The sequence below is a fragment of the Planktothrix prolifica NIVA-CYA 540 genome (assembly GCF_963864145.1).
Taxonomy (GTDB): domain Bacteria; phylum Cyanobacteriota; class Cyanobacteriia; order Cyanobacteriales; family Microcoleaceae; genus Planktothrix; species Planktothrix agardhii.
Window position 1 is genome coordinate 1,786,717 of the sequence record NZ_CAWLTW010000001.1, and the last position, 24,941, is coordinate 1,811,657.

The 24,941-nt window shown below is 40.3% G+C and carries 19 protein-coding genes; 7 read left to right on the top strand and 12 right to left on the bottom strand.

Annotated elements, in window-relative coordinates; translation table 11 throughout:
* Nucleotides 1-132: 132 nt before the first annotated feature.
* The 4 genes from AC559H_RS08265 to AC559H_RS08280 form a co-directional block, all read right to left on the bottom strand.
* Complete coding sequence (locus AC559H_RS08265) at nucleotides 133-1,077, bottom strand: GDP-L-fucose synthase family protein (RefSeq protein WP_026794267.1); 945 nt, start codon at nucleotides 1,075-1,077, stop codon at nucleotides 133-135.
* Nucleotides 1,078-1,103: 26 nt separating this feature from the next.
* The gene (gene gmd, locus AC559H_RS08270; RefSeq protein WP_026794268.1) at nucleotides 1,104-2,132 is read right to left on the bottom strand and encodes a GDP-mannose 4,6-dehydratase; all 1,029 of its coding nucleotides are present in this window, start codon (nucleotides 2,130-2,132) and stop codon (nucleotides 1,104-1,106) included.
* A 357-nt stretch (nucleotides 2,133-2,489) separates the two neighbouring features.
* The gene (locus AC559H_RS08275) at nucleotides 2,490-3,224 is read right to left on the bottom strand and encodes an undecaprenyl-phosphate galactose phosphotransferase family protein (protein ID WP_026789225.1); all 735 of its coding nucleotides are present in this window, start codon (nucleotides 3,222-3,224) and stop codon (nucleotides 2,490-2,492) included.
* A gap of 241 nt (nucleotides 3,225-3,465) precedes the next feature.
* Complete coding sequence (locus tag AC559H_RS08280; RefSeq protein WP_036832743.1) at nucleotides 3,466-4,623, bottom strand: glycosyltransferase; 1,158 nt, start codon at nucleotides 4,621-4,623, stop codon at nucleotides 3,466-3,468.
* Between the two features lie 327 nt (nucleotides 4,624-4,950).
* On the opposite strand from AC559H_RS08280, the gene AC559H_RS08285 reads away from it, so the two are divergent.
* A complete protein-coding gene (locus AC559H_RS08285) occupies nucleotides 4,951-5,109 on the top strand; it encodes a hypothetical protein (RefSeq protein ID WP_158442202.1) in 159 nt (52 codons plus the stop codon).
* Complete coding sequence (locus AC559H_RS08290; protein WP_052349581.1) at nucleotides 5,106-6,959, top strand: ATP-binding protein; 1,854 nt, start codon at nucleotides 5,106-5,108, stop codon at nucleotides 6,957-6,959. The genes AC559H_RS08285 and AC559H_RS08290 overlap by 4 nt, the downstream gene beginning before the upstream one ends.
* 33 nt (nucleotides 6,960-6,992) lie before the next feature.
* On the opposite strand, the gene AC559H_RS08295 is transcribed toward AC559H_RS08290, so the two are convergent.
* Nucleotides 6,993-8,207 carry an RNA-guided endonuclease InsQ/TnpB family protein gene (locus AC559H_RS08295; protein WP_026794271.1) on the bottom strand — a complete coding sequence of 405 codons (1,215 nt, stop codon included), beginning with the start codon at nucleotides 8,205-8,207 and terminating at the stop codon, nucleotides 6,993-6,995.
* 296 nt (nucleotides 8,208-8,503) lie between these two features.
* Between AC559H_RS08295 and clpX the strand changes: the two genes are divergently transcribed.
* A complete protein-coding gene (clpX, locus tag AC559H_RS08300) occupies nucleotides 8,504-9,850 on the top strand; it encodes an ATP-dependent protease ATP-binding subunit ClpX (RefSeq protein WP_026789220.1) in 1,347 nt (448 codons plus the stop codon).
* A gap of 101 nt (nucleotides 9,851-9,951) precedes the next feature.
* Here clpX and AC559H_RS08305 read toward each other — a convergent pair whose 3' ends face one another.
* The 7 genes from AC559H_RS08305 to AC559H_RS08335 all read right to left on the bottom strand — a co-directional run bounded on the left by AC559H_RS08305 (nucleotide 9,952) and on the right by AC559H_RS08335 (nucleotide 16,877).
* The gene (locus AC559H_RS08305) at nucleotides 9,952-11,718 is read right to left on the bottom strand and encodes an NAD+ synthase (RefSeq protein WP_026798479.1); all 1,767 of its coding nucleotides are present in this window, start codon (nucleotides 11,716-11,718) and stop codon (nucleotides 9,952-9,954) included.
* 80 nt (nucleotides 11,719-11,798) lie between these two features.
* Complete coding sequence (gene ccmO, locus AC559H_RS08310) at nucleotides 11,799-12,563, bottom strand: beta-carboxysome assembly protein CcmO (RefSeq protein ID WP_026789218.1); 765 nt, start codon at nucleotides 12,561-12,563, stop codon at nucleotides 11,799-11,801.
* Nucleotides 12,564-12,688: 125 nt separating this feature from the next.
* Nucleotides 12,689-13,420, bottom strand: a complete 732-nt coding sequence (gene ccmN, locus AC559H_RS08315; RefSeq protein ID WP_026789217.1) for a beta-carboxysome scaffolding protein CcmN — start codon at nucleotides 13,418-13,420, stop codon at nucleotides 12,689-12,691.
* A gap of 57 nt (nucleotides 13,421-13,477) precedes the next feature.
* Complete coding sequence (ccmM, locus tag AC559H_RS08320) at nucleotides 13,478-15,424, bottom strand: beta-carboxysome scaffolding protein CcmM (protein ID WP_026798480.1); 1,947 nt, start codon at nucleotides 15,422-15,424, stop codon at nucleotides 13,478-13,480.
* Between the two features lie 246 nt (nucleotides 15,425-15,670).
* Nucleotides 15,671-15,973 (bottom strand): beta-carboxysome shell vertex protein CcmL, encoded by a 303-nt coding sequence (gene ccmL / locus AC559H_RS08325; RefSeq protein WP_026794272.1) that lies wholly within the window; start codon nucleotides 15,971-15,973, stop codon nucleotides 15,671-15,673.
* Between the two features lie 89 nt (nucleotides 15,974-16,062).
* Nucleotides 16,063-16,404, bottom strand: coding sequence for a carbon dioxide-concentrating mechanism protein CcmK (locus tag AC559H_RS08330; RefSeq protein ID WP_026789214.1), 342 nt, complete (start codon nucleotides 16,402-16,404; stop codon nucleotides 16,063-16,065).
* 161 nt (nucleotides 16,405-16,565) lie between these two features.
* The gene (locus AC559H_RS08335; RefSeq protein ID WP_026789213.1) at nucleotides 16,566-16,877 is read right to left on the bottom strand and encodes a carbon dioxide-concentrating mechanism protein CcmK; all 312 of its coding nucleotides are present in this window, start codon (nucleotides 16,875-16,877) and stop codon (nucleotides 16,566-16,568) included.
* A gap of 559 nt (nucleotides 16,878-17,436) precedes the next feature.
* Here AC559H_RS08335 and AC559H_RS08340 point away from each other — a divergent pair.
* The 4 genes from AC559H_RS08340 (at nucleotide 17,437) to AC559H_RS08355 (ending at nucleotide 24,875) form a co-directional block, all read left to right on the top strand.
* On the top strand, nucleotides 17,437-19,308 hold the full coding sequence (locus tag AC559H_RS08340; RefSeq protein ID WP_026794273.1) for an NAD(P)H-quinone oxidoreductase subunit F: 1,872 nt from the start codon (nucleotides 17,437-17,439) through the stop codon (nucleotides 19,306-19,308).
* 75 nt (nucleotides 19,309-19,383) lie between these two features.
* Nucleotides 19,384-20,886, top strand: coding sequence for an NADH-quinone oxidoreductase subunit M (locus AC559H_RS08345; protein WP_026789211.1), 1,503 nt, complete (start codon nucleotides 19,384-19,386; stop codon nucleotides 20,884-20,886).
* 95 nt (nucleotides 20,887-20,981) lie between these two features.
* Nucleotides 20,982-22,151 carry a CO2 hydration protein gene (locus AC559H_RS08350; RefSeq protein ID WP_026789210.1) on the top strand — a complete coding sequence of 390 codons (1,170 nt, stop codon included), beginning with the start codon at nucleotides 20,982-20,984 and terminating at the stop codon, nucleotides 22,149-22,151.
* Between the two features lie 30 nt (nucleotides 22,152-22,181).
* A complete protein-coding gene (locus tag AC559H_RS08355) occupies nucleotides 22,182-24,875 on the top strand; it encodes a DNA methyltransferase (RefSeq protein WP_026794274.1) in 2,694 nt (897 codons plus the stop codon).
* Nucleotides 24,876-24,941 lie beyond the last annotated feature (66 nt).

Here is a 24,941-nt window from a genome sequence, read left to right on the forward strand (position 1 = left end):
CAAAACTCCCCAGTTGTTGAGCCTTAGCCCCTATATTCTTGGGCTAAAGCCCAACAACAAGGGATTTAATATTGATAAAAAAGGGTGCGTAACTTAATGTTAACACACCCTAATTATTATTTTTTAAAACTATTATTCCGCGTGTTGACGATACCAATTAATGGTATTTTTTAACCCTTCTTTAAAGCCAACTTCTGCCATAAACCCGAACTTTTCTTTAGCTCTAGTTGTATCTAAACAACGACGAGGTTGACCATTAGGTTTATCGGTTTCCCAGATAATTTCGCCCTGAAATTCCATCAATTCACAAATCGTTTCTACTAAGTCTTTAATTGTGACTTCGTGATTTGTACCTAAATTAACTGGGTCGGGTTCATTATATAATCGAGTTGCCATTACAATTCCCCGCGCCGCATCCGTTGAATACAGAAACTCCCGGGTCGGACTACCATCTCCCCAAACCGGAAGGGTTTTATCTCCACGTTTTTGAGCTTCATAAACCTTGCGAACTAATGCGGGAATAACGTGGGAACTTTTGGGATTAAAATTATCTTCTGGGCCGTATAAATTCACGGGTAACAGATAGATACCGTTAAAACCATACTGTTGACGATAGGATTGTAACTGCACCAATAGGGCTTTTTTAGCAATTCCATAGGGGGCGTTAGTTTCTTCGGGATAACCTTCCCAAAGGTCATCTTCTTTGAAAGGAACTGGGGTAAACTTAGGATAGGCGCAAATTGTCCCGACACAGACAAATTTTTGGACTCCCGCACGATAGGCACTATCAATTAATTGAGTTCCCATCATCAAGTTATCATAAAAAAGTTCGGCAGGTTTGACTAAATTTAAGCCAATTCCGCCAACGTGCGCGGCCAAATGAATCACAATATCTTGACCTTGAACAACTTTTTGGCAAGCATCTAAGGTACAAAGATTATACTCCTGAGAACGAGGAATCATAATCTGATTTGGATCGGCGCCCGACTGGAGTAGTTGAGCGACCACTTGACGTCCTAAAAAACCTGCACCTCCTGTTACCAGAATCCGTTTATTTGTCAAATCTAAGGAACTCATAAATTTAGCCTCTATTGTATCAGTAATTAATCAAATTGATGGGTTGGTTCTTTAGTTTCTTCTAAGGCTTTAAGATCGGAATCTACCATTAATTTCACCAATCCTTCAAAGGTAATACTGGGTTCCCAGCCTAATTTTTCTTTAGCTTTACCTGGATCTCCAATTAAAATATCTACTTCCGCCGGACGCAGATAACGCTCATCAAATTTGACGTAATTTTGCCAATCTAAATTAACATGACCAAAGGCAATATCAAGAAATTCTCGAATCGAATGGGTTTCGTTGGTAGCAACTACATAATCATCTGGTTCAGAATGTTGGAGCATCAGCCACATAGCTCGAACATAATCTTTAGCATAGCCCCAATCTCGTTTGGAGTCGAGATTTCCTAAATAGATTTCCTTTTGTTTTCCTTTAACAATTCGAGCCACCGCCCGGGTAATTTTTCGGGTGACAAAAGTAGGGCCACGACGGGGACTTTCATGGTTAAATAAAATCCCATTACAGGCAAATAAACCGTAGGATTCTCGATAGTTTATGGTTTGCCAATGTCCGTAAACCTTAGCACAGGCGTAGGGACTGCGGGGATAAAATGGTGTGGTTTCTTTTTGGGGAATTTCTAACACTTTCCCGAACATTTCCGAGGAACCAGCTTGATAGAATCGGACTTCAATTCCGGTACGTTGCTGATAGTCTCGAATTGCTTCTAAGAGACGTAATACCCCCATTCCAACGGCATCAACGGTATATTCTGGAGAGTCAAAACTGACCCGAACATGGGATTGAGCACCCAGATTATAAACTTCTACGGGTTTAACTTCTTCGATGATTCGCCGTAAAGTTGTACCATCGGTTAAATCTCCATAGTGTAGAAATAATCGAGCATCGGGGTTGTGAGGATCTTTATAAATATGGTCAATGCGATCGGTATTAAAGCTAGAAGATCGGCGGATAATCCCATGAACTTCATAGCCTTTTTCTAGTAACAATTCACTTAGATATGAGCCATCTTGACCCGTGATTCCAGTAATTAATGCCCGTTTACGTTCTGTCATTTAAACTATCCCTTAGAGTTTTATCGGTTAATGTTCCCTAGTTTGATTATACCTAATAACTAATCTAGGGAGTGTGTTAATCTGCACCCTGGAACACATTCAGTAATTTAGTAGTCAAGGTGATCTTGTAGATCCTTGAGTTTTAGGATCGTAGCTACAACCAAATTAACCTTAGATCAGGTTTAATTCAAGGTTAGGCTAAATTCCTACTTCTACCCGTTTAATTTAGAAACCGGAGATCTAAACCTAACTTAAGTCTTCAGTTTTTATTATATCAGACTCAAAATAAAACCCCTAAACCCGTCGATTAAAAGAGTTAAGGGGAAATAGAATCATCTCTGTATTTTTCTGTTTGAACTAATAAGCTCCATTATTTTTAGGAAAAATCACAACCCCAATAGTTTTAACGACAATTCCCAAGTCTGTCCAAAAATTCTTGAAAGTGACATAGTATAAATCCATCTGAACTCGCCGAGGATAGGGAATATCATTGCGTCCCGAAACTTGCCATAGTCCAGTGATTCCAGGTTTAATAGTTAGGATCTTATCCATGTGACGACCATATTTGTGTAGTTCTTCCACCACTAAAGGTCTAGGGCCAACTACACTCATGTCTCCTATTAAAACATTCCAAAATTGGGGAAATTCATCTAAACTTGTCACTCGGAGAAAACGACCTATCCAAGTAATTCTAGGATCATGTTTGAGTTTGAAATTGCTTTGAAATTCTTCTCGCAAATGGGGAGAAGTTTCCATGATTTGCGTTAATATTTCATCGGCATTACTCACCATGGTTCTGAATTTAATACAGCCGAACAACTGGCGGTTTTTTCCGACTCGTTCCTGTACATAAAAAACTGACCCTGGAGAGCTTAATGCAATCAGCAGAGCCAATATTAAGTAAACCGGAGCGAATAAAATCAGAACAGACAGAGAGAAGACAATATCAAATAATCGCTTCCAAAATTCCTCATCTACACGCTGTAGAGAGAGGCGTTCAGGTATTGCTCGATAGGCCAAGGGTAAAACCCCTCGCCTTGTGAACCCACGCCGAAGTCCCTTACCAAAGATGAGTTGGCTATTGGCAGTCATCTTACTCCTTCAATTCACACCACACACAGTCCTGATCATAAAGCCTCAAGACACCCAATATAGGTAATTCGGCTTTAGTTCGTCAAAATTCGGATAGAAAAGCATTCTGCTTAAAACGGGAAAACTCAAGGACAGAGGGGGAAACAGCTAAATTTTGTTACCCACAAATCTAAGTATTCCTTGGTTTTCAACCCTCTATAATCGGGAACGGATTTTCATAAGTCCGAAATTAATTGGCATTTTAGCTGATATTGCCCGATTGAAACTGTTGCAAACAATGCTCTATGAATCCCAAGTAATGTTCTTGAAATTGTTTCGGGCTAAATTGAGTGGCATTTAATCGGGCCATATCGGGGTTGAACTTGTCCTTAGACTGCTCAAAGGCTTCTACTGTCTCCACTAAGGCCTCCTCGGTTTGGGCGGAAAATAACAAACCCGTTGCAGAATCTGGATATTGTCGCAGATCTCGCACCGTTTCCAAAGCACCTCCGACCCCGTAGGCAATTACCGGAGTCCCACAGGCTTGAGCTTCGACTAAGGCGATACCAAAATCCTCACAGGCGGCATAAACAAAGGCTTTAGCATCCCTCATATACTGGTCTACGACGTCATTTGGCTGCCACCCTAACACCTGAATATTGGGTTTTGCCATTTCTTGAATAGCATTTAATTGAGCCCCAGTCCCAATCACAATTAACGGGTATCCTAGACGATTAAAGGCTTGGACAATCAAGGCGATTTTTTTATAACTGACTAAACGACAAACCGTTAAGTAAAAATCCTGTTTTTGCGGTTGAAACTGAAAGCGTTCTATCTGTACCGGGGGATAAATCACCGTAGCCCGGCGACGATAACAGCGCCAAATCCGTCGGGCTGTATGTTTGGAATTGGCCATAAAATAATCCACCCGGTTCGCCGAGACCACATCCCACAGCCGCAAACGATGCAACAGATAGCGAGTAAATGCCCCTTGCAGACCCTTTCCAGCTAAACTGCTGTTCAGGTAGTCAAAGGTTAAATCCCAGGCGTAGCGCATGGGTGTATGGCAGTAACAGAGGTGCAGTTGATGGGGACTGGTGAGCACTCCTTTAGCCACCGCATGGGAGGAGGAGAGAATCACGTCATACCCTCGGATGTCTAGTTGTTCAATGGCCAGAGGCAGTAAGGGCAGATATTTCTGTACCCCCGAACGCGCTTGGGGGAAATGTTGCAGAAAGGTTGTACCGATGGAGCGTTGATACAAATAGCTATCGGGGTTGGTGGATTCAAAATCAATTAGTGAGTAAACATCCGCCTGAACATGGTTGAGAATTTCCTGGACAACGAGTTCTGAACCTCCCGTCGCCAGGGGTGTTAACCATTCATGAACCATTGCATAGGTTAACGACACAGCAAACATCCGTCCGAGAGAGTGCAACAATTAATATCCCACAGCTTGGGAATTAAATTAGAGGAACATATAAAATCAGGGTATCTTTGCCCAAATCAGACTATCCTGTTCTACACTATTTAGAATCTCCAGGGTGCAGGGAAAATGTAAAGGACGATACACTTCCCCCGCAAAGTAACGGTCATCGGCAGAATACGGATCTAGGTTCTACCTAGTATTAACTAGAGAATAAGAGATACACACAACTAGATTAGTTGCGGGTCTATTTTTCCCTAACTTAACAATTAGCAAAAACCAGTTAATCGAACTTTGATTCAACCCTTAAACCCTTGAACGATGCTAGAAAACAAACTTTCTCCAGAATCTTTTATGGATCAAAAAAATCCTATTTTTCCAGAATCTGAAAACTGGAAAAATACTACCGTTGACCTAAAAATTTGGCATGAAAAACAAAAAATAAATCTCCTGTTTCTGCCGATAGTTCTGAACTCATGATTCCACCACAACGAGAAATTTTTGAAGCGATCGCAGAAGTCACACCGATTCCGATTATGATTAGCCGTTTATCCGATGGTTTAATCTTATATGCTAATTCCTTCTGTAGTGAGTTATTTGATTTCCCCCTGAATCAAATCAAAATTATCACAACTCTAGGATTTTATCCTATTGCCTTAGAACGACAAAAATTAATTGATCAAATTATCGCAGAAGGCTATATTCATAACCATGAACTGCAAGTTAAAAAAACCGATGGGACTCCCTTTTGGGTGACGGGTTCTTTCCAAATTCTACCCTTTCAAGGTGAACAAGCTATTCTTTCTATTTTTCACGATATTACGGAGCGAAAAAAAACCGAAGCTACCCTACAATTAAGTACGGAACGCCTCTATCGTCAAAATGTTGCCCTACGGGATTTAAGTCGAGAACAAACCTGCAATTATGATCATATTGATACAGCCATTCGTCAAATTACTGAAACCGCTGCTCATACTTTAGATGTTGACAGAGTGAGTGTTTGGCTCCATAGTGGCCTGGGGGATTCGATTTCAGAACAAGAACGGGTTAATGATTTAAACCCAGCTTGTGAGGACGAACTTTGGGTTAAACAAAATGCTTTGGAATGGACTTGTTTAGATTTGTATGAACGTCAAAACCATCACCATTCCCCCGAGGAATCAGCAATTATTAATCACAACTTTTCCCTATGTTCAAATCCGTTTAATTTGAAAAAATTCTCATTTTATCCCCTCGATTTATTAACTAAATCTTTATCCAAATCATCTGAACTAATTGGCAATAGTCTTGCCTCTTTTTTTAGTCACTGTTTAGATAGACCGATTTGGTTAAACGGAAAAATTATTGGGTTTATTTGTGTTGAATATCCCATTGATCAACAGGACTTTAGCCTAGAAGATCGGATATTTATTGATTCCTTAGCCAATTTAGTCGCCTTAGCAATTGAACGATTTGAACGGATCAAAGCTGAAAAAGCATTAGCTCAGGTCAAGAATGAGTTAGAAATTAGAGTTAAAAAACGCACGACAGAATTACAAGAAGCTGTCCAACAGTTGCGAATAGAAATGGTAGAAAGATTGAAAGTAGAAGGGATTTTACAAACTGCTTTACATCAAGCTCAAGCTTCTTCCCAAGCGAAAAGTACCTTCTTAGCAAACATGAGTCATGAGTTACGAACACCTCTACACGCCATTATCGGTTTTAGCGATTTATTACTCGAAGAAGTAGTGGATCAAAAACTCTATGACCTATTACCCGATGTGGAAAAAATTCATCAGTCCGGCTATCATTTGCTTACCTTAATTAATGATATTCTGGATTTATGCAAAGTTGAAGCCGGACAAATATCTTTATCTTTAGAAACCTTTGAAGTGGCTAGTTTTGTTCATGATGTGGTGACTTGCTTACAACCCCTAGCCGAGCAAAATCAAAACACGGTACAAATTTGTTGTAAAAATAATTTGGATATCATGGAGGGAGATATCACTAAAATTCGACAAATTCTTTATAATATAATTAGTAATGCTCTGAAATTTACTCATCAGGGCAAAGTTACCGTAACTTTGAAGCGTGAACACAATGAAGACTCAGATTGGATTTGTTTTGAAGTCACCGACACCGGAATAGGTATTTCTCGTGAACAACAAAAAAATTTATTTCAAGCCTTTACCCAAGTTGATAATTCTTTAAGTCGGGAGTATGGTGGTACAGGTTTAGGTTTAGCAATTACCCATCACTATTGCAAAATGCTGGGAGGACAAATCAGCGTTTTTAGCCAACTTGGAGTCGGTTCTAAGTTTACAGTTTATCTTCCAACAGCCCCGATTTAATCTAAAGGTTACAAAACATTGACACTCCCCAACCTAAAGGTGTGGGGATTCTTTGTTCACAGAGCCAACTTGCTCGAACAGGATTTCTCCAGCCTGAGTAGAGGTCGATTCTCCCAAAGCGTTGCTCATGTCTAGCATGAAAGTTCCCGTATGCCCTACGGTACTCAATCCTCGACTAAGGATATTTCTAGCTGCATTTTCATCTCTATCCATGACACAACCGCACTTACAAATATGGGTTCTAGTGGATAGCGTTTTCTTAACAATTTCACCGCAACTAGAGCATTCTTGGCTGGTATATTGCGAATTTACCGCCACAGTGACTCTTTCAAATACTTTACCAAAATATTCAAGCCAGATCCGAAACTGATACCAAGATGCGTCATTAATAGACTTAGCTAAACAATGATTTTTCGCCATATTTTTAATTCTCAAATCTTCGTAGGCTATCAAGTCGTTAGACTGAACTACGCACCGTGCTAATTTCACAGCATGGTCTTTACGTTGCCTGCTTATTTTGAGATGGCGTTTCCCTAAAATCTGTCTAGCTTTGCCTCGATTTTTTGAACCTTTTACTTTTCTGGAAATTCGACGTTGTGAACGTTTAAGAACCTTTTCCCCTTGACGGAGAAATTTAGGATTCTCAACCATTACACCATTTGAATCGGTGTAGTATTCCTTTAATCCCACATCTAATCCGATGGTATTTCCAGAAGGCTTTATATTTTCTTTACGGTCAACATCGACACAGAATTGAACATACACGCCGTCTGCACGTTTTACTAATCTCACCCGTTTTATTTGGCTAATTTGGTAAAAATGTAAATCGCGCGTGCCCTTTAACTTGAGTTTACCAATATTTTTTTTATCGGTAAAATTGATTGATTTTCTGTCATCTGCAAGTTTCCAACCCGTTGATTTATACTCAACAGAACGGCAGTTTTTCTGGAATTTTGGATATCCTTTTTTACCAGGAATTGACTTTTTGCAGTTCTCGTAAAAACGAGAAATAGCAGACCAGGCTCGTTCGGCACAAGATTGTCTAGCTTGAGAATTGAGTTCATTAGCAAACGGAAAATTCTTAGCAAGCACAGCGCAATATTTGTTTAAATCGTACTTATCTATTTTTTTATTATCCATCCAATAGCGTAAACAGCTATTGCGGACAAATTGTGCTGTACGAATTGCTTGATTTACTGCTTCAATCTGACTTGCTTTTCCGTAAGTTTTGAACTCAAATACTAACATTGCCTTACCTCTCGCCTTACTTTTTATGCTATATCTTTGGGCACAAGATTGGCTGATATTGCAACAAAGGTTTACAATAAAAAGCCGTCGTAGAACGACGGGGTTTTAAACCCATTTTTACGATAATTCCCACGTTTTATTCATTTAGTGTTAGTTTAAGGGAAGATAGTGTGGGATTGATCTCGCGTGCAGATGTTCCCCCAGGAAACTTACCCTGGTCTAAGTCGTGATGCAATTCAGTCTATCTTCCCTATTTAGGGAAAAGCCACCAGCAGTTAATTAAACATTAATTCAATATGTCCAGATATGATTCTCATTTACGGTGTTCCTTCTGCGGTAAATCTCAAGAGCAAGTTCGCAAATTAATTGCCGGCCCTGGTGTTTATATCTGTGATGAATGCGTAGAACTCTGTAACGAGATTTTAGAAGAAGAATTTTCCGATAAAAATCTAGCCGCGGCTTCAGTCACAGGACAACCGGGGGTACGTTCTCCCAAACAGTCTACGAATAAAGGGTTTTCTCTGACTTCTATTCCTAAACCCATCGAAATTAAAAACTATTTAGATGATCATGTCATCGGTCAAGATGGGGCAAAAAAAGTGCTATCTGTTGCAGTTTATAACCACTATAAACGTCTGAGTGTAGAAAAGTTAAAAGATTCTGATGCCCAGGCTGATGATGCGATAGAATTGCAAAAAGCAAATATTCTCTTGATGGGGCCGACGGGTTGCGGTAAAACCTTACTCGCCCAATCTTTAGCAAAATTATTAGATGTTCCCTTTGCTGTTGCTGATGCCACCACTTTAACCGAAGCCGGTTATGTTGGGGATGATGTGGAAAATATTTTATTACGGTTATTACAGGTTGCCGATTTTGATATTGAAGCCGCACAACAGGGGATTATTTATATTGATGAAATTGATAAAATAGCCCGCAAAAGTGAAAATACCTCCATTACCCGAGATGTGTCTGGAGAAGGGGTACAACAAGCCCTATTAAAAATGTTAGAAGGTACGGTAGTTAATGTTCCTCCCCAGGGTGGACGCAAACATCCCTATCAAGATTTTATCCAAATTGATACCAGCAAAATTCTATTTGTCTGTGGCGGGGCTTTCGTTGGTTTAGAAAAACTAATTGAACAACGTTTAGGCAAAAAATCCCTGGGTTTTGTGCAGTCAAGAGAAGATCATAAAACTCCGGTTACTCCTCTCCATTCCGACGAAGTTTTGTATCATGTTCAACCGGAAGATTTAGTTAAATTTGGCTTAATTCCTGAATTTATTGGCCGACTTCCAGTATTAACTAGGGTTTCGCCTTTGGATGAAGGAGCATTAATGCAGATTTTAACCGAACCTAGTAATGCTTTAGTTAAACAATATAAAAAGCTATTACGCATGGATAATGTCCGGTTAGAATTTGAACCGGAAGCGTTAAAAGCTATTGCTAAAGAAGCCTTCCGTCGGAAAACTGGGGCGCGAGCCTTACGGGGAATTTTGGAGGAATTAATGTTAGAAGTAATGTATGAAATTCCCTCCAGAAAAGATGTGGTTCACTGTGTGATTACCCAAGAAATGGTAGAAAAACGTTCCACAGCAGAAATATTATGGCATCCCGCTTGGCATCGACAACATGAGTCGGCATAATCGTGACACATACTCCCACATCAACCTGGTTACGGGTATGATGTGGGCTTCTTAGCAGCCCGCTAAAAATTAATGCTTTTTTAAAAGTGACAAAACAGGGATTACCAATCAATCCCTTTCGCAATGGGCATTCTCCATCCAGTCCCAAAAGCGCGATCGCTAATTTTTAATCCTGGGGCGGCTTGACGGCGTTTAAATTCCGCAATCATCACTAATTTAATCACTTTTTTAACCACCGATTCTTGATGTCCCGCTTCTACAATTTCAGCTAAGGATTGATGTTTTTCAATTAAACGATATAAAATATCATCTAAAATTTCATAAGGAGGTAAAGAATCCTGATCAACTTGTCCTGGTTTGAGTTCTGCACTGGGCGCTTTTGTTAATATATGATTAGGAATAATTTCTTTGCTATGATATTGATTAAACCAAGAACACAATGAATAAACCCGAGTTTTAGGCACATCGGCAATTACCGCTAATCCCCCATTCATATCTCCATATAAAGTACAATATCCCACCGCCATTTCCGATTTATTTCCTGTAGTTAATAATAGATGTCCGAATTTATTAGAAACCGCCATTAATAATGTTCCTCGGATACGAGATTGGAGGTTTTCTTCTGCTAACCCAAAAGAGGTTTCTGCAAACATGGGTTCTAAGGTTTGATCAAAGGTTTGCATTAAATCTCCAATGGGTAAAGTTTGGGTTTTTATCCCTAAATTATTGGCTAATTCTAAGGCATCTTGAATCGAATGATCTGAGCTATAGGGAGAGGGCATTAACACCCCTAAAACCTTTTCTTTGCCTAATGCTTCCGTTGCGATCGCAGCAACTAAAGCCGAATCTATTCCTCCACTTAAACCTAAAATAACTTGAGAAAATCCACACTTTCGCACATAATCTTTCACCCCCAAAACTAACGCTAACCAAATTTCTTGATCTTCACTTTCAATTAAGTTTATTTCCTGATTTGAGGTGATACCACTACCCCCCATTCCCAAGGCAGGGATTCCATTCCCCCCCATTGGTAAGGGGGGGCTAGGGGGGGTATTATCCACTAAAACCGAGATTAAATCTTGTGTATTTTGATCAAATTCTACCATCTCAAAATCTGTATCAAAGGGTTTTAAACTTAAAACCTGATCGCCATTTTTATTCAAAGCAAAACTACAACCATCAAAAATCAAGTCATCATTTCCCCCCACTTGATTTGCATATAAAATCGGAATATTATAACGTTTTGCACTATGACTAATTAAAGATTGTCTGAACTTCTGTTTACCGACTTGGTAGGGAGAAGCGGATAAATTAACCACTAAATCTATATCTTTTTCTACTAATTCTGCTAAAGGATTACAAGCATAATTCCGTTTACCCCAGAATGATTCATCATTCCATAAATCCTCACAAATTGTTACCCCAATTTTAATAGTTTCTTCTAAAACAAAAAAATTACTTTCTAATCCAGGTTCAAAATATCGATCCTCATCAAAAACATCATAGGTTGGTAATAATCGCTTTTGAAAATATTGTTTAATTTCACCCTGTTCTAATAATGCTGCACTATTATAAATAGGGTTTCCCCCATTTTTTTGATAGTCTAAATTCTGTTCAACTGTTCCTACTAATACCGCAATTTGTGGCGGTAATTCTCTTGCTAATTGTCGTAATTTTTCCGTTGTGGCTTGAATAAAACTAGGACGAATTAATAAATCTCTAGGGGGATATCCCGTTAAGGATAATTCCGTTGTTAATAACAGACTACATCCGGCTGCAAACGCTGTTTCTGCTGCTTCTAATATCCGTTGCGCGTTTCCGGTTAAATCTCCAACGGTGGGGTTAAGTTGAGCGATCGCAATTTTCATGCTTGAGTATGACATCAATTAAACTGACCTCAATTATTGCAAACCCACCCTAAAAAATTAGCAAAAGATAATATTAAAACCTATAAATATTCTTCTTGAATAGAATTCGGTAACTTTTGTAAATCTTGGATTTCCACCAGTTCTTTCTCCTGTTCCTTCACACTAATTGGCACTCTCAAAGGTTGACGCTGTTCTAACCAACAACTGGCTAAAGGTAAGGTTTGATCCAAATCTTCCAAAGGTCGAGGAATCACCATTACGGCGTTTAACTCCCCAATCCGTTCAGCTTCAAACATTCCCGCCTCAATCGCCATCGCCACATCGGACACCGGGCCCCGAATAATCACCGTACACAACCCCGCCCCAATCCGTTCATAGGACATCAGACTCACATCCGCCGCCTTCAACATGGCATCCGCCGCCCCCACCATCGCCGGAAATCCACGGGTTTCGAGTAACCCCACCGCCTGATTACTTAAACGATGACCCGCCCCATTAGTTAGATTGGATAAACGGGAACTAATTGGAAGCACCAGTTCTAAATTTGGAAAGGGTCGAGGAATTACTAAGCTAGAAACAAATTGACCAAACTGTTTAGCCGTTTGCGTTCCGGTTTCCACCGCCAAACGCACCTCAGAAATTTTCCCCCGGACAATTGCTGTGCAGTGTCCCCCACCAATTTTTTCATAGCCCACTAAATGAACCCCGGCGGACTTTAACATCATATCCGCCGTTCCCACAATCGCCGGGAAGCTCTGGGTAGAAACTAAACCCAGGGCCATATCTCTAAAATCGGTCTGGTTTGACCGTTCAGAAGGGCCGGAATTTCGTCTGTTTGCGTCCATTTTTAATCATTCCGATAAATCGGATGTGGCGTATGAGTAATAGGTAATGGGTAATGGGTAATAGGTAATGGAAAGAGTTTACCTTTACCTCCCCTGCTCTCCTGTTTCCCCTGCTCTCCTGTTCTTCAACTCTGGGAGTTATTGAAAGCTTTGCGATGGGGAAGCAAGGTATCCAATAACCGACTCAGATTTTCTTTCCCATAAATTACCGGAGGAATGGGCCCAGACGACAGTTCCGAGGATGCTGGGGACTGGGGAACCAGAGCCGTTTCCTCCGTTTTTTCTGGGCTAGAGGGGATGACCGTTTCAGTTTCAGCAGGAATGAATAAAACCTCCGATGGTTGAGCCGTGATTTCTTCCAATACCGGGGTATTCTCCGGTTCAGGGGCAAAGGATACCAACTCTAAAATCGGCTCAGGCTCCTCAAACCAAGGAGAGGTGATCGTGGGTTCAGGAGTAAGTTCTGGTGGCGGAGATACCTGTTCGGGTTCTAATTCGGGTTCTAATACACGAGAGCGATCCCCAATCAAAGATCCCGCGGCAACAACTTGTTGAGATGCAATAGAACTCTCCAAGATCGTTGTTTCTGAACCAATACAGGCATTTTCCCCAAGGGTTCCTGCCCCTAAAATTAATACTCCTGACCCCAAGACTACACCTGTCTCTATCTCTAGGATACCTTGGTAAACCTGAATAATCACCCCCCTTCCGATACAAACCCCCGCAGCAATTCTAAGCTGACCATCGGCTGCCGCTTGTAGGATCACCCCGGGTGCTAGGGTAGCCCCGGGATCAATTGTGACATCGCCACTCACATAAACATCTGGGTTTAGGAGTTGCGGTGGCGATATGTTCATCTTTACTCGAACCTCTAGCGTTGCGTTTTAATTCTCAATCCCCTTGATAGAGGAATGTTAGGGACGTTGGATAATTTCCTCCAGTACCCGACGCTTGGCTTTAGAGTCGATCCCGATTAACCGCACATATTCCCCACGATGTTCGTTTAAGCAACCGTCTAAAGCTGCCATCACGTCGGAGATATTGTTAGATTGAATCGGGGCACAACTATTCCAAGATCCGGTACGGAAGCGGCGAGCATCCGCGTGTTCTGTGCCGACTTTGTAGCCTTTGGCTAACAGACCCCGAACGTGATCCGCAACACCATTATCTAGTTTGCCACTGCTGACGGTTGCTGCACTAGGACGACTGGTGGAAGCCGGAGCCGAAGCCGAAGCCGTTGGCGCTACTTTGCCATCGGGACGCTGAATAATTTCTTCTAGGACACGGCGTTTGTTTTTGGGATCAATTCCAATTAAACGCACATATTCCCCCTGATGCTCACTAGCGATCGCATCTAATTTAGAAAGAATATCTGCTACCCCTGAACCGGAGATACTGGGGCCACCACGCCAAGATCCGGTACGGAAGCGACGAACATCGGCGTATTCTGTGCCAATTTTGTAACCTTTGGCTAACAGATCGCCAATTTGTCCGCCGAGACCGGAACTGGCAATACTGGCTGAACCCGAAGCCGTAGTCACCGAAGTGCTGACCTTAGCAGTGCCAGCTTTTGTGGCTACGCGGCCATCGGGACGCTGAATAATTTCTTCTAGGACACGGCGTTTGTTTTTGGGATCAATTCCAATTAAACGCACATATTCCCCCTGATGCTCACTAGCGATCGCATCTAATTTAGAAAGAATATCTGCTACCCCTGAACCGGAGATACTGGGGCCACCACGCCAAGATCCGGTACGGAAGCGACGAACATCGGCGTATTCTGTGCCAATTTTGTAGCCTTTGGCCAACAAATCGCCAATTTGTCCCCCGATACCCGAACTGGCAACACTGGCCGAACCCGCAGAAGTAGCCACCGAAGCACTGACCTTGCCATTACTGGATTTTGGGGCTACGCTGCCATCGGGACGTTGAATGATTTCTTCTAGGACACGACGTTTATTTTTGGAGTCAATCCCCAACAGACGGACATATTCTCCGCCATGATCTCTGAGGCCAGCTTCTAAGGCTGCAACGACTTCCCCGGTGGTTTTAGCATTGATCGGAGCGCCACTGCGCCAAGATCCGGTGCGAAAACGACGGGTATCGGCGTGTTCCGTGCCAATTTTGTAGCCCTTGGCTAACAGATCCCCGATTTGCTGCACAATTTCAGGGGCTAAATTAGAACTTCCGGTATAGGCATAGGAGCGATCGCGACCACTACCATTACCAACTCCAGTCCCTTCATTACGAATCGGGTTAATACAAGAGGAGTTTTCAGAACACTGATAACCCGCTTTTAGGGATTGATTGACCCCGATGACGTGGTTAGCAAAGCTCAGATCCGCATCCGTAACGTTGGGTAAGCGATCGGCCTGTTGTTGATTGGTGATAATTGAACCGGAGGGAACATATTTTCCGGGGGGAATTTCCACGTCTTCAATTAAAACGTGCATCATCACAATGCAACCATTCCCGACTCTGGAATTGAATACCGTAGAACGGAATCCGATAAAACAATTATCTCCCACATAAGCTGGGCCATGAATTAGGGCCATGTGGGTGATGGAGGAATTTTTACCCACCCAGACGGAGTAGGATTGACCATCATCTCCTTTGACGCGGCCTTCTTCTAAGCCATGAATCACCACGCCGTCTTGGATATTGCTATTTTCCCCGATGGCAAAGGGTGAACCTTCATCGGCTCGGATAGAAGTGCCAGGAGCTACTAAGACATGATCACCAATCCGAACGTCACCAATAATATTAGAAAAAGAATGTACATAAGCCGTTGGGTCGATTTTCGGCTCTGCCAAGTTCTTCGACCAAGGGGTTGGAGGAGCCGCTAGGCCACGAACTGCCATATTTTAATTTCTCCTAAACCGAATAGTTGTTTGTTGTTTGTTGTTCGTTATTGCACCGGATCAAAAGGGATGATTAAGAAGTTGATTCAGTTAAATATTAAAAAGTTCTGAAGTTTATAATTTCGGGTGCGGAATTTCAACTTTTTTTCAAAATTTGATTTATCCTATAACTAACACCTTTCCTAACTTTTTCCCTCTTAAAAATTTAAAGTCTTTCGCTTCTCAATAACTCCCACTTTTTTCCTGTTAATAATGATCTTTTTTGCTGTAAATCGTTCGATTTTCCAGATTTATGGTGTCGATGATTGCAACAATCGCCGCGTCACTGGGTCGTTTTTCACTCCCTTCAACTTGACGGGCTGCACTACCTCGACTCACAAGTACCCATTCACCGATTCCGGCTCCCACCACATCAATCGCTACCTCATACTCGTTGGAGATATCTTCTCCATGTTCATCAACAAATCGTAAAAGCAGAAACTTGGAACCCCTTAAACTAGGTTCTTTCTGATTGCCAACAACCGTGCCAATCACTTTGGCAATTTGCATAATGAGTTTGAGGAAGAATAAATGGGAATTTGGAGGGATTTATCAAAGGATCAAGGGTAAATTTACCGATTTTTAAAATCCTCTGGAAATTAGGGACGGTTTAAAGGACGAATCCCACTGAGGCTTTCGCGGAATTGTTCTACTGCTTCGGTATAGCGGATGGGTAAAACGTATTCTAAGTTTTCGTGGGGACGAGCAATAATATGAGTGGATAAAACTTCTCCACCCTTAACTCGTTTAATGGATTCAACCCCTGCGGATACGGAGGCTTGCACTTCGGATACATCCCCCCGCACAATCACAGTAACCCGGGCACTGCCAATTTTTTCGTAACCCACTAAGGTGACTCGAGCGGCTTTTACCATTGAGTCCGCCGCTTCCACAACGGCAGGAAAGCCTAAAGTCTCGATCATACCAACTGCAATCGCCATTAAATTTGACTCCTAAAATCAATCAAAACAGTTCGGGAATAATACAGAATTTCGCCATAAAATGGGGATAATTCCGCTTTTAATTAAAATTGACTTGGGGTTGTGAAATTACTTTTTAGAACTTCTACACGGGTCAATTCAACGTGAGATTTTTTGAGTCCTTAGTAAGCCCTGAACTGCTCCACTGCCTCGGTATAGCGAATCGGCAGAACATATTCTAGGTTTTCATGGGGACGAGCAATAATGTGGGTGGAAGTCACTTGACCGCCGTTCACTCGTTTGATAGATTCCACTCCGGCTGCTACAGATGCTTGGACTTCGGAAACATCGCCACGCACGATGACGGTGACTCGGCCACTGCCAATTTTCTCATATCCGACTAAAGTGACCCGGGCTGCTTTAACCATGGCGTCTGCTGCTTCTACAACAGCAGGAAAGCCTAAAGTTTCAATCATTCCCACAGCAATTGACATGGTTTAACTCCTAGTTAATGAACAAAACAAACTACACTGTATTTTTAAGCGATAAGCTAATTTCCAACAGATTCAACCGTCGGATTTCGGGCTACACTCAGATGTTGTAGTTATCCTTTAAGTCTAATTTTAGGGCTTATTGATCCCTAGATTTGGCAATAGTTATATTTTCCTATTGCTTACTTCCATGCCATTGAGGATGGAAACGGAGATCAGCAGATTACCTACAATTTCAATTTACAGAAATAGTAACGAACCTCCCTCTATAAGAATAGGAGAAGGGTGACACTCTTGACAATATTAATCTGGATTATATTTTCTCATTTTTAATATTATTTTTGTTGATAATGAATTTTAATTAAGTTTTGTTAAGTTTTTGAGAATTATAACCGTGCCAATGTAAGCAAGACTCTAATGAAAAGACTTTTTGTGTATATAGCTCTATAAAATAGTATAATAATCCGCCAATCCCGGCTGAAAGTTAACTCAAAGACCTATGAATCCGAAATTTTGATATAGTAAGCTGAGACTTCCTAAGAATTTTTTAATTTTAAGTTAAATGACAGATTTTCTCCTCCACACCAGTTGGTGGATACCTTTTTATGGCTTAATTGGGGCAATCTTGACCTTACCTTGGTCAGCGGGACTGGTGCGACGCACTGGGCCTAGACCCGCAGCCTACTTTAATTTGTTAATGACGGTTTTAGCCCTTGTCCATGGTTCGGTTGTTTTCCGCACTACCTGGGATGAACCCATTCAGCAAATTGTTTTCCATTGGGTACACACCAACAATTTAGACCTATCCTTTGCCCTAGAAATCTCCCCGGTGAGTTTGGGGGCAATAGAATTAATTACGGGTTTGAGTTTAATTGCTCAATGCTACGCCCTGGGATACATGGAAAAGGACTGGGCTCTGGCTCGGTTTTTTGGTTTGATGGGATTCTTTGAAGCGGCAATTAGTGGGTTAGCCCTAAGTGATTCGTTATTACTGAGTTATATCCTCCTAGAGTTATTAACCCTCTCTACCTATCTGCTGGTGGGCTTCTGGTATGCTCAACCCTTGGTGGTAACGGCGGCTCGGGATGCGTTTTTAACCAAACGGGTCGGAGATGTATTGCTGTTGATGGGGGTGGTGTATCTCTCCACCCTGGCCGGAAGTTTGAGCTTTTCCGATTTGGAAGGATGGGCTGAAACCGCCACCTTAACGCCCCTCCATGCGACTTTACTGGGTCTGGCCTTGATTTCTGGCCCGATTGGAAAATGCGCCCAATTTCCCTTAAATCTCTGGTTAGATGAGGCGATGGAAGGCCCAAACCCGGCTTCGATTCTGCGAAATTCCGTGGTGGTGGCCAGTGGAGCCTATGTTTTAATTAAACTGCAACCGGTTTTGGCCCTTTCCCCAATTGCATCTACAACTTTGGTGGTTTTGGGGACAATTACCGCTATTGGTGCTTCTTTGGTTTCCATTGCCCAAATTGATCTCAAACGGGCCTTATCCCATTCTACCAGTGCCTATTTAGGGTTGGTATTTATTGCGGTGGGAGAAAGTCAAGTTGATATTGCTCTGTTATTATTGTTCACCCATGCGATCGCCAAAGCCTTAGTTTTCATGAGTGCGGGTTCGGTAATTCTAACCACCAATACCCAAAATCTAACGGAGATGGGGGGGTTATGGTCAAAAATGCCCGCAACGACAACGGCTTTTATTGTGGGTGCGGGGGGTTTAGTCGCCTTAATGCCATTGGGTACTTTTTGGACAATGCGCCGTTGGGTGAATGGATTTTGGACATTACCTCTGTGGTTGATTTTGGTCTTGCTGCTGGTTAATTGTTTAACGGCTTTGAGTTTAACCCGGGTTTTCGGATTAGTTTTTGCGGGAAAACCCCAACAAAAAACCCGGCGAGCGCCGGAAGTTCCATGGCCAATGGCTTTACCGCTTGTGAGCATGACCATTTTGACCTTGTTAGTACCCCTGATGTTACAACAATGGCAATTATTACTCAGTTGGACGGCCCCCTTGGCGGAAGTTCCCCCCACGGGATTTGCTGAGAGTGTCCGTCAAGCCACGGTTCCTTTATTGGTGATGTCAGGTATTATTGGGGTGACAATTGGCGCTGCTATTTATTTATATGGGGTGGGTTCTAAGCCTTACAAATTGCCCTGGAAAGGATTGCAAGATTTATTCGCTTACGATTTCTATATTGATCGAATTTACGATCTAACTGTGGTTTTATTTGTTCGTCAAATTTCCGCTTTTAGTGCTTGGATCGATCGCTATATTATTGATGGCATTGTTAATGCTTTTGGTTTAGCAACTTTGTTTAGTGGAGAAGGCTTAAAATACAGTATTTCTGGACAATCTCAATTTTATCTCCTAACTATTGTTTTAGGAGTAGGAGTATTGCTGGGATTAATGTTGTGGCAATTCTAACTGTAGTAAGCCCTTTAGGGCTTTCTTTTCTTAATCTACGGAAGTTAACTATCAACTATCAACACCAATTTATTTATGCTTAGTGTATTAATTTGGCTTCCTTTATTGGGTGCGGCTATTATTGGCTTTTGGCCGAATTTATCGGGTAAAACGGCTCGTCAATTGTCTTTAGTGATCACAGTCGGATTGTTTTTATGGTCGTTGGTTTTAGCGGGAATATTTGATCCAGATAATCCGGCTTTACAGTTTAAAGAATATATTCCTTGGATTAAACCTTTGGGGTTAAATTATACTTTGGGGGTTGATGGTTTATCCTTACCTTTGGTAATTTTAAATGGGTTATTAATTACGATTGCGATCGCAATTACTGATTTATTTATTAGTCGCCATCAACTCTATTATTCCTCAATTTTACTGATTTCGGCTGGGATTTCTGGGACATTTTTATCCCAAAATCTATTATTATTTCTGCTGTTTTATGAAGTGGAATTAATCCCTTTGTATCTATTAATTGCGATTTGGGGAGGCAAACGCAAAGGCTATGCAGCCACTAAATTTCTACTGTATACGGCCGTTTCGGGATTTCTAATTTTAGCGTCTTTTTTAGGAATTGTTTGGCTGACCCATACCCTAGATTTTGATTTAGATACCATTAGTGCTACAGCCTTGGGAGTCTCATCTTTACCTTTAACCACCCAACTGATTTTATTAGGAGGTCTGTTAATTGGATTCGGAATTAAAATTCCTTTATTTCCCTTCCATACCTGGCTACCTGATGCTCACGTTGAGGCTTCAACCCCTGTTTCTGTGCTGTTAGCCGGGGTATTATTAAAGTTAGGAACTTATGGGTTATTACGGTTTGGTGTAGGCTTATTTCCCGATGCTTGGTTAGTAGTATCTCCTTGGGTGGCAAGTTGGGCTGTAGTTAGTGTTTTATATGGAGCTTTTTGTGCTATTTCTCAAAAAGATATGAAGAAAATAGTCGCCTATAGTTCTATTGCTCACATGGGCTATATTTTATTGGCTTTTGCTGCGGCTAACTCCACCAGTTTATTAGGGGCTGTGATGCAAATGGTGAGTCATGGTTTAATCTCGGGATTAATGTTTTTAACCGTTGGAGTTGTCTATCGAAAAGCCGGAAGTCGAGATTTAGATATTATTCAAGGGTTACTCAATCCAGAACGAGGTTTACCCGTGATTGGTACTATTATGATTATGGCGGTAATGGCGAGTGCGGGAATACCTGGTTTGGTGGGATTTGTGGCAGAATTTATCATCTTTCGAGGCAGTATGGAAGTCTTCCCTGTACAAACTTTATTGTGCATGATTGGAACCGGATTAACTTCAGTTTATTTCCTGATTATGATTAATAAAGCTTTCTTTGGTCGCCTCTCGGAATCTGTGGTGAATTTGCCTTCGGTACAATGGCGCGATCGCATTCCAGCTATGATTTTAGCATTAATTATTGTGATCTTAGGAATTCAACCTAACTTACTGGTGAGATTAACTGATGCTTCCACAACGGCTTTAGCCCATACTCAACCTTTATTTGCTCAACATCTCGCGGAAAAAGTTTGAATTTCTTGATAAAGTGGGTCTAAATAATTGAGTAGAAAATCAAACCCATTTTATCACTTTTCCAGAGATTAATTTTAATTAAACCTTTAAACAAAATGACCATTACCGATTTTAATACCATGTCTAAACATCCTCTATCTGAATATATTCATCGCCTCGAGTCCGGCGAAGCATTATTACTAGATTATCCTGAAAATTTAGTAGAAGTTGTCGGCATTTTAAAAAGTTATGGGATTGTTTTGGATGCCTATTCTAAAAATCTAATTTATATTGCAGATGAACAGTTTTTAGAATTATTTCCCTTTTTTAAATATTTCAACGGAGAGGTAAACATCAAAAAAATATTGCAATATTTGTGGCATGATCGGATTAATTTTGAATATGCCGAATATTGTATGAAAACCATGTTTTGGCATGGAGGAGGCAAATTAGATCAATATTTAGATTCTCCTGAATTTCTACTATTAGCAGAAACGGCTATTCAAGCCAAAACTAAGGGAAATTTGATCATTCAACCGTTACATCGTTTTTTCCCAGGATTTCTCCCCGAACAAATCCGACAACTCTCCTATTATAGTGGATTAGGTCAATTTTGGCGGGTGATGAGTGATATGTTTATTTCCCTTTCTGACCGTTATGATCAAGGAGAAATTAAATCTATTCCTGAAGTGGTTAATCATATTTTATTAGCATTAGTAGAAGCTGCCAATAAACCGATTACCTATAGCGTCAAAATCAATAATAAAGTTTATGATATCCTGCCAAAATCTGCCGAATTAACCTTTTTAATGGATACCGCCGTTCCCTACGTTGAAGCTGTGTTCTTTAGGGGAACTCCTTTTCAGGGAACCGTTTCTTATAATGCCCAAGCACAGCAAATTCCCACAGAACAAAAAGACTTTGCCTATGGTGCATTATACGCCGATCCTCTACCAATTGGCGGTTCAGGTATTCCCCCAACTCAATTAATGCAGGATATGCGTCATTTTCTTCCTGATTATTTACATAATATTTATCAAAATAGTTGTCGCGGGGAAGATGATTTACGGGTGCAAATTTGCCAAAGTTTTCAAAAGTCAATGTTCTGTGTGACAACGGCTGCTATTTTGGGATTAGCACCCCATTCTATTAATACTAATGATCCGGAACAAAAACAAGCTAATCGGATCTATTTTGAGAATTGGATGGATCGATTTTTAAACTCTCGTTTAGGGGAAGTTAATCAACCCACATTCAGGGAATGTAAGCTATTTCCAGAACGTTAAAAGACACTTTAAAAGAGCGAGGATTGTCAAATGTCAGCAACACCGGAAAGTTTACAAAAATTTATTGATTTCTGTAAAGAACATATCACAGGACAGGAAAGAAAAGAAGCACAAACTTTTTTAGATCGTTTTTTTAAAGCATTTGGTTATGAGGGTGCTTTAGAAGCGGGAGCAAAATATGAGGAAGCGATTAAAAAAGGGAGTCAAAAAGGTAAAACTGGTTTTGCTGATTTAATTTGGAAACCTAAAGTTTTAATTGAGATGAAACAACGGGGTGAGGATCTTAATAAACATTATGCCCAAGCTTTTGCTTATTGGCAACGTTTAGTACCTAATCGCCCTCGTTATGTGATTCTTTGTAATTTTGATGAATTTTGGATTTTTGATTTTGATAATCAATTAGATGAACCTGTTGATAAAGTCGCTCTGATTAATTTAGTAGAAAGAGCGAGTGCTTTTGCTTTTATGGAGTTGGGAAATCGGACTCCTGTTTTTAGAAATAATCAAGTAGAAATTACTGAAATTGCGGCGCGAAGAATGGGGGAATTATTTACAACTTTACAGCAAAGATTATCAAAACAAACCAATTCTGAATTAATCGCTCAACGCTTTATTTTACAATGTGTGTTAGCCATGTTTGCTGAAGATCGGGGATTATTACCTCAAGATTTATTTATTGCTTGTGTACAAGATTGTCTCCAAAATAAACTAAGCTCCTATGATATCATTGGGGGATTATTTAGAGAAATGAATCAAACCGGAATTACTCCGGCTGGGCGTTATAAAGGTGTAGATTATTTTAATGGTGGACTATTTTCTACGATTTATCCAATTGATTTAACTGAGAAAGAATTAGAATTTTTAGATGTGGCTGCGAGGCAGGATTGGAGTAAGGTTAGACCCGCAATTTTTGGGAATATTTTTGAAGGCTCGGTTAATAAAAAAGACCGTCATTCCTACGGAATTCATTATACTTCAGAAAGTGATATAATGAACATTGTTCGCCCTACTATTAGTCAGTATTGGGAGGAGCGTATTGAAGGTGCAAATACCCTTAAGCAATTATATCAATTACAGCTAGACTTACTCAATTATAAAGTCTTAGATCCGGCTTGCGGGAGTGGAAATTTTCTTTATATTGCTTATCAAGAATTAAAACGCATTGAACAGCTTTTAATTGATAAAATTATGAGTAAAAAAACTACCAATATTGATCAATTACAGATCAGTTTTGTTACTCCCCATCAGTTTTATGGAATGGATCTTAATCCTTTTGCGGTGGAGTTAGCTAGAGTTACTTTAATGATAGCGCGTAAGGTGGCAATTGATAAGTTTAATTTAACTGAAAATTCTTTACCTTTAGATACTTTAGATGATAATATTGTCTGTAAAGATGCTCTTTTTAATGCTTGGATAAAAGCCGATGCTATTATTGGCAATCCGCCCTTTTTAGGAGGTAAACATATTCGTTTAAATTTAGGAGATGATTATGTCGATCATCTCTTTGAAAAATACCCTAAAGATGTGGATTTTTGCAGTTATTGGTTTAGATTAGCCCATGATAATATTGATAATAATGGCAGAGTTGGTTTAGTTGCGACTAATTCAATTAGTCAAGGGAAAAGTCGCAAGGTTTCTTTAGATTATATCAATGAAAATAACGGTTATATTCACGAAGCCATTTCAACTCAAGAATGGTCTGGAGAAGCCGCAGTTCATGTTAGTATTGTGAATTGGTGTAAAATCAAACCTGATACTTATTTTTTAGATCATAAACCCGTTAATTTTATTAATTCTTCTCTGACTTGTTTAACTGATGTAACCCAAGCTAAAACTTTAAAAGCAAATCTTAATCACTGTTTTCAAGGTGTAATTCCTAATGGAAAAGGGTTTATTGTTACTGAAAAAGAAGTTCAAGAATGGCTTGAAAAAGATATTAAAAATAAAGATGTTTTAAAATTATTTTCTATGGGAACAAATTTAGCTAAATTTCCTCATGGAAAACCTGATAGATGGATTATTGATTTTGATAATATGAGTTTGGAAGAAGCGAGTGATTATGAATTACCTTTGGTAAGATTAAAACAAACTATTCCAGAAGAAAGAACGAATAATCGCAACAATAAATTAAAAGAATATTGGTGGCAATATGAAGGTAAAAGATTAACAATGAGAAAAGCAATTAAGGATTTATCCTATTATTTTTCACTTCCTCGGCTATCAAAATGGGCGATATTTATTCCTGCTGAAATTAATTGGCTTCCTGGAGACTTAAATATTATTATTGCATCCGAGGATTTTTACATATTAGGAATATTAACCTCAAATATTCATCGTATTTGGGTAAAAGCACAAAGTTCAACTTTAAAAGGAGATACCCGCTATACTAATACAACTTGTTTTGAAACCTTCCCCTTTCCGCAAACACCGACTAAAAAAATAGTTGAAAAAATTAGAGAAACCATGATTAAACTCCATGAATATCGGACAGAGCAAATGGAGAAAAAACAATGGGGAATCACCAAATTATACAACAATTTTTTTACTGAGTCTAGTAGTCAACTGTATAAACTCCATCAACAAATAGATAAATTAGCAATGGAAGCTTATGGATTTAATCCCGATGATGATCTTTTAGAGAAATTATTAAAACTCAACCTAGAGTTAGCCGAAAAAGAGGAAAGAGGGGAAAAAATAGTCGGTTGTTGGGATATTTATCAATAAGATTTGACAGTAGAAACCCGGTTTCTGTCATAATCTTTGTTGCTCAACCGAGAGATTTGTGGAGAA

Excerpts from the sequence above, each read along its gene's own strand:
- gmd (WP_026794268.1), bottom strand. The coding sequence starts at position 2,132 with ATGACAGAACGTAAACGGGCATTAATTACTGGAATCACGGGTCAAGAT.
- AC559H_RS08350 (WP_026789210.1), top strand. The coding sequence starts at position 20,982 with ATGACCATTACCGATTTTAATACCATGTCTAAACATCCTCTATCTGAA.
- ccmN (WP_026789217.1), bottom strand. The coding sequence starts at position 13,420 with ATGAACATATCGCCACCGCAACTCCTAAACCCAGATGTTTATGTGAGT.
- clpX (WP_026789220.1), top strand. The coding sequence starts at position 8,504 with ATGTCCAGATATGATTCTCATTTACGGTGTTCCTTCTGCGGTAAATCT.
- AC559H_RS08295 (WP_026794271.1), bottom strand. The coding sequence starts at position 8,207 with ATGTTAGTATTTGAGTTCAAAACTTACGGAAAAGCAAGTCAGATTGAA.
- AC559H_RS08345 (WP_026789211.1), top strand. The coding sequence starts at position 19,384 with ATGCTTAGTGTATTAATTTGGCTTCCTTTATTGGGTGCGGCTATTATT.
- AC559H_RS08280 (WP_036832743.1), bottom strand. The coding sequence starts at position 4,623 with ATGTTTGCTGTGTCGTTAACCTATGCAATGGTTCATGAATGGTTAACA.
- ccmM (WP_026798480.1), bottom strand. The coding sequence starts at position 15,424 with ATGGCAGTTCGTGGCCTAGCGGCTCCTCCAACCCCTTGGTCGAAGAAC.
- AC559H_RS08305 (WP_026798479.1), bottom strand. The coding sequence starts at position 11,718 with ATGAAAATTGCGATCGCTCAACTTAACCCCACCGTTGGAGATTTAACC.
- ccmO (WP_026789218.1), bottom strand. The coding sequence starts at position 12,563 with ATGGACGCAAACAGACGAAATTCCGGCCCTTCTGAACGGTCAAACCAG.
- AC559H_RS08275 (WP_026789225.1), bottom strand. The coding sequence starts at position 3,224 with ATGACTGCCAATAGCCAACTCATCTTTGGTAAGGGACTTCGGCGTGGG.
- AC559H_RS08290 (WP_052349581.1), top strand. The coding sequence starts at position 5,106 with ATGATTCCACCACAACGAGAAATTTTTGAAGCGATCGCAGAAGTCACA.
- AC559H_RS08330 (WP_026789214.1), bottom strand. The coding sequence starts at position 16,404 with ATGGCGATTGCAGTTGGTATGATCGAGACTTTAGGCTTTCCTGCCGTT.
- AC559H_RS08265 (WP_026794267.1), bottom strand. The coding sequence starts at position 1,077 with ATGAGTTCCTTAGATTTGACAAATAAACGGATTCTGGTAACAGGAGGT.
- AC559H_RS08285 (WP_158442202.1), top strand. The coding sequence starts at position 4,951 with ATGCTAGAAAACAAACTTTCTCCAGAATCTTTTATGGATCAAAAAAAT.
- ccmL (WP_026794272.1), bottom strand. The coding sequence starts at position 15,973 with ATGCAAATTGCCAAAGTGATTGGCACGGTTGTTGGCAATCAGAAAGAA.
- AC559H_RS08335 (WP_026789213.1), bottom strand. The coding sequence starts at position 16,877 with ATGTCAATTGCTGTGGGAATGATTGAAACTTTAGGCTTTCCTGCTGTT.
- AC559H_RS08355 (WP_026794274.1), top strand. The coding sequence starts at position 22,182 with ATGTCAGCAACACCGGAAAGTTTACAAAAATTTATTGATTTCTGTAAA.
- AC559H_RS08340 (WP_026794273.1), top strand. The coding sequence starts at position 17,437 with ATGACAGATTTTCTCCTCCACACCAGTTGGTGGATACCTTTTTATGGC.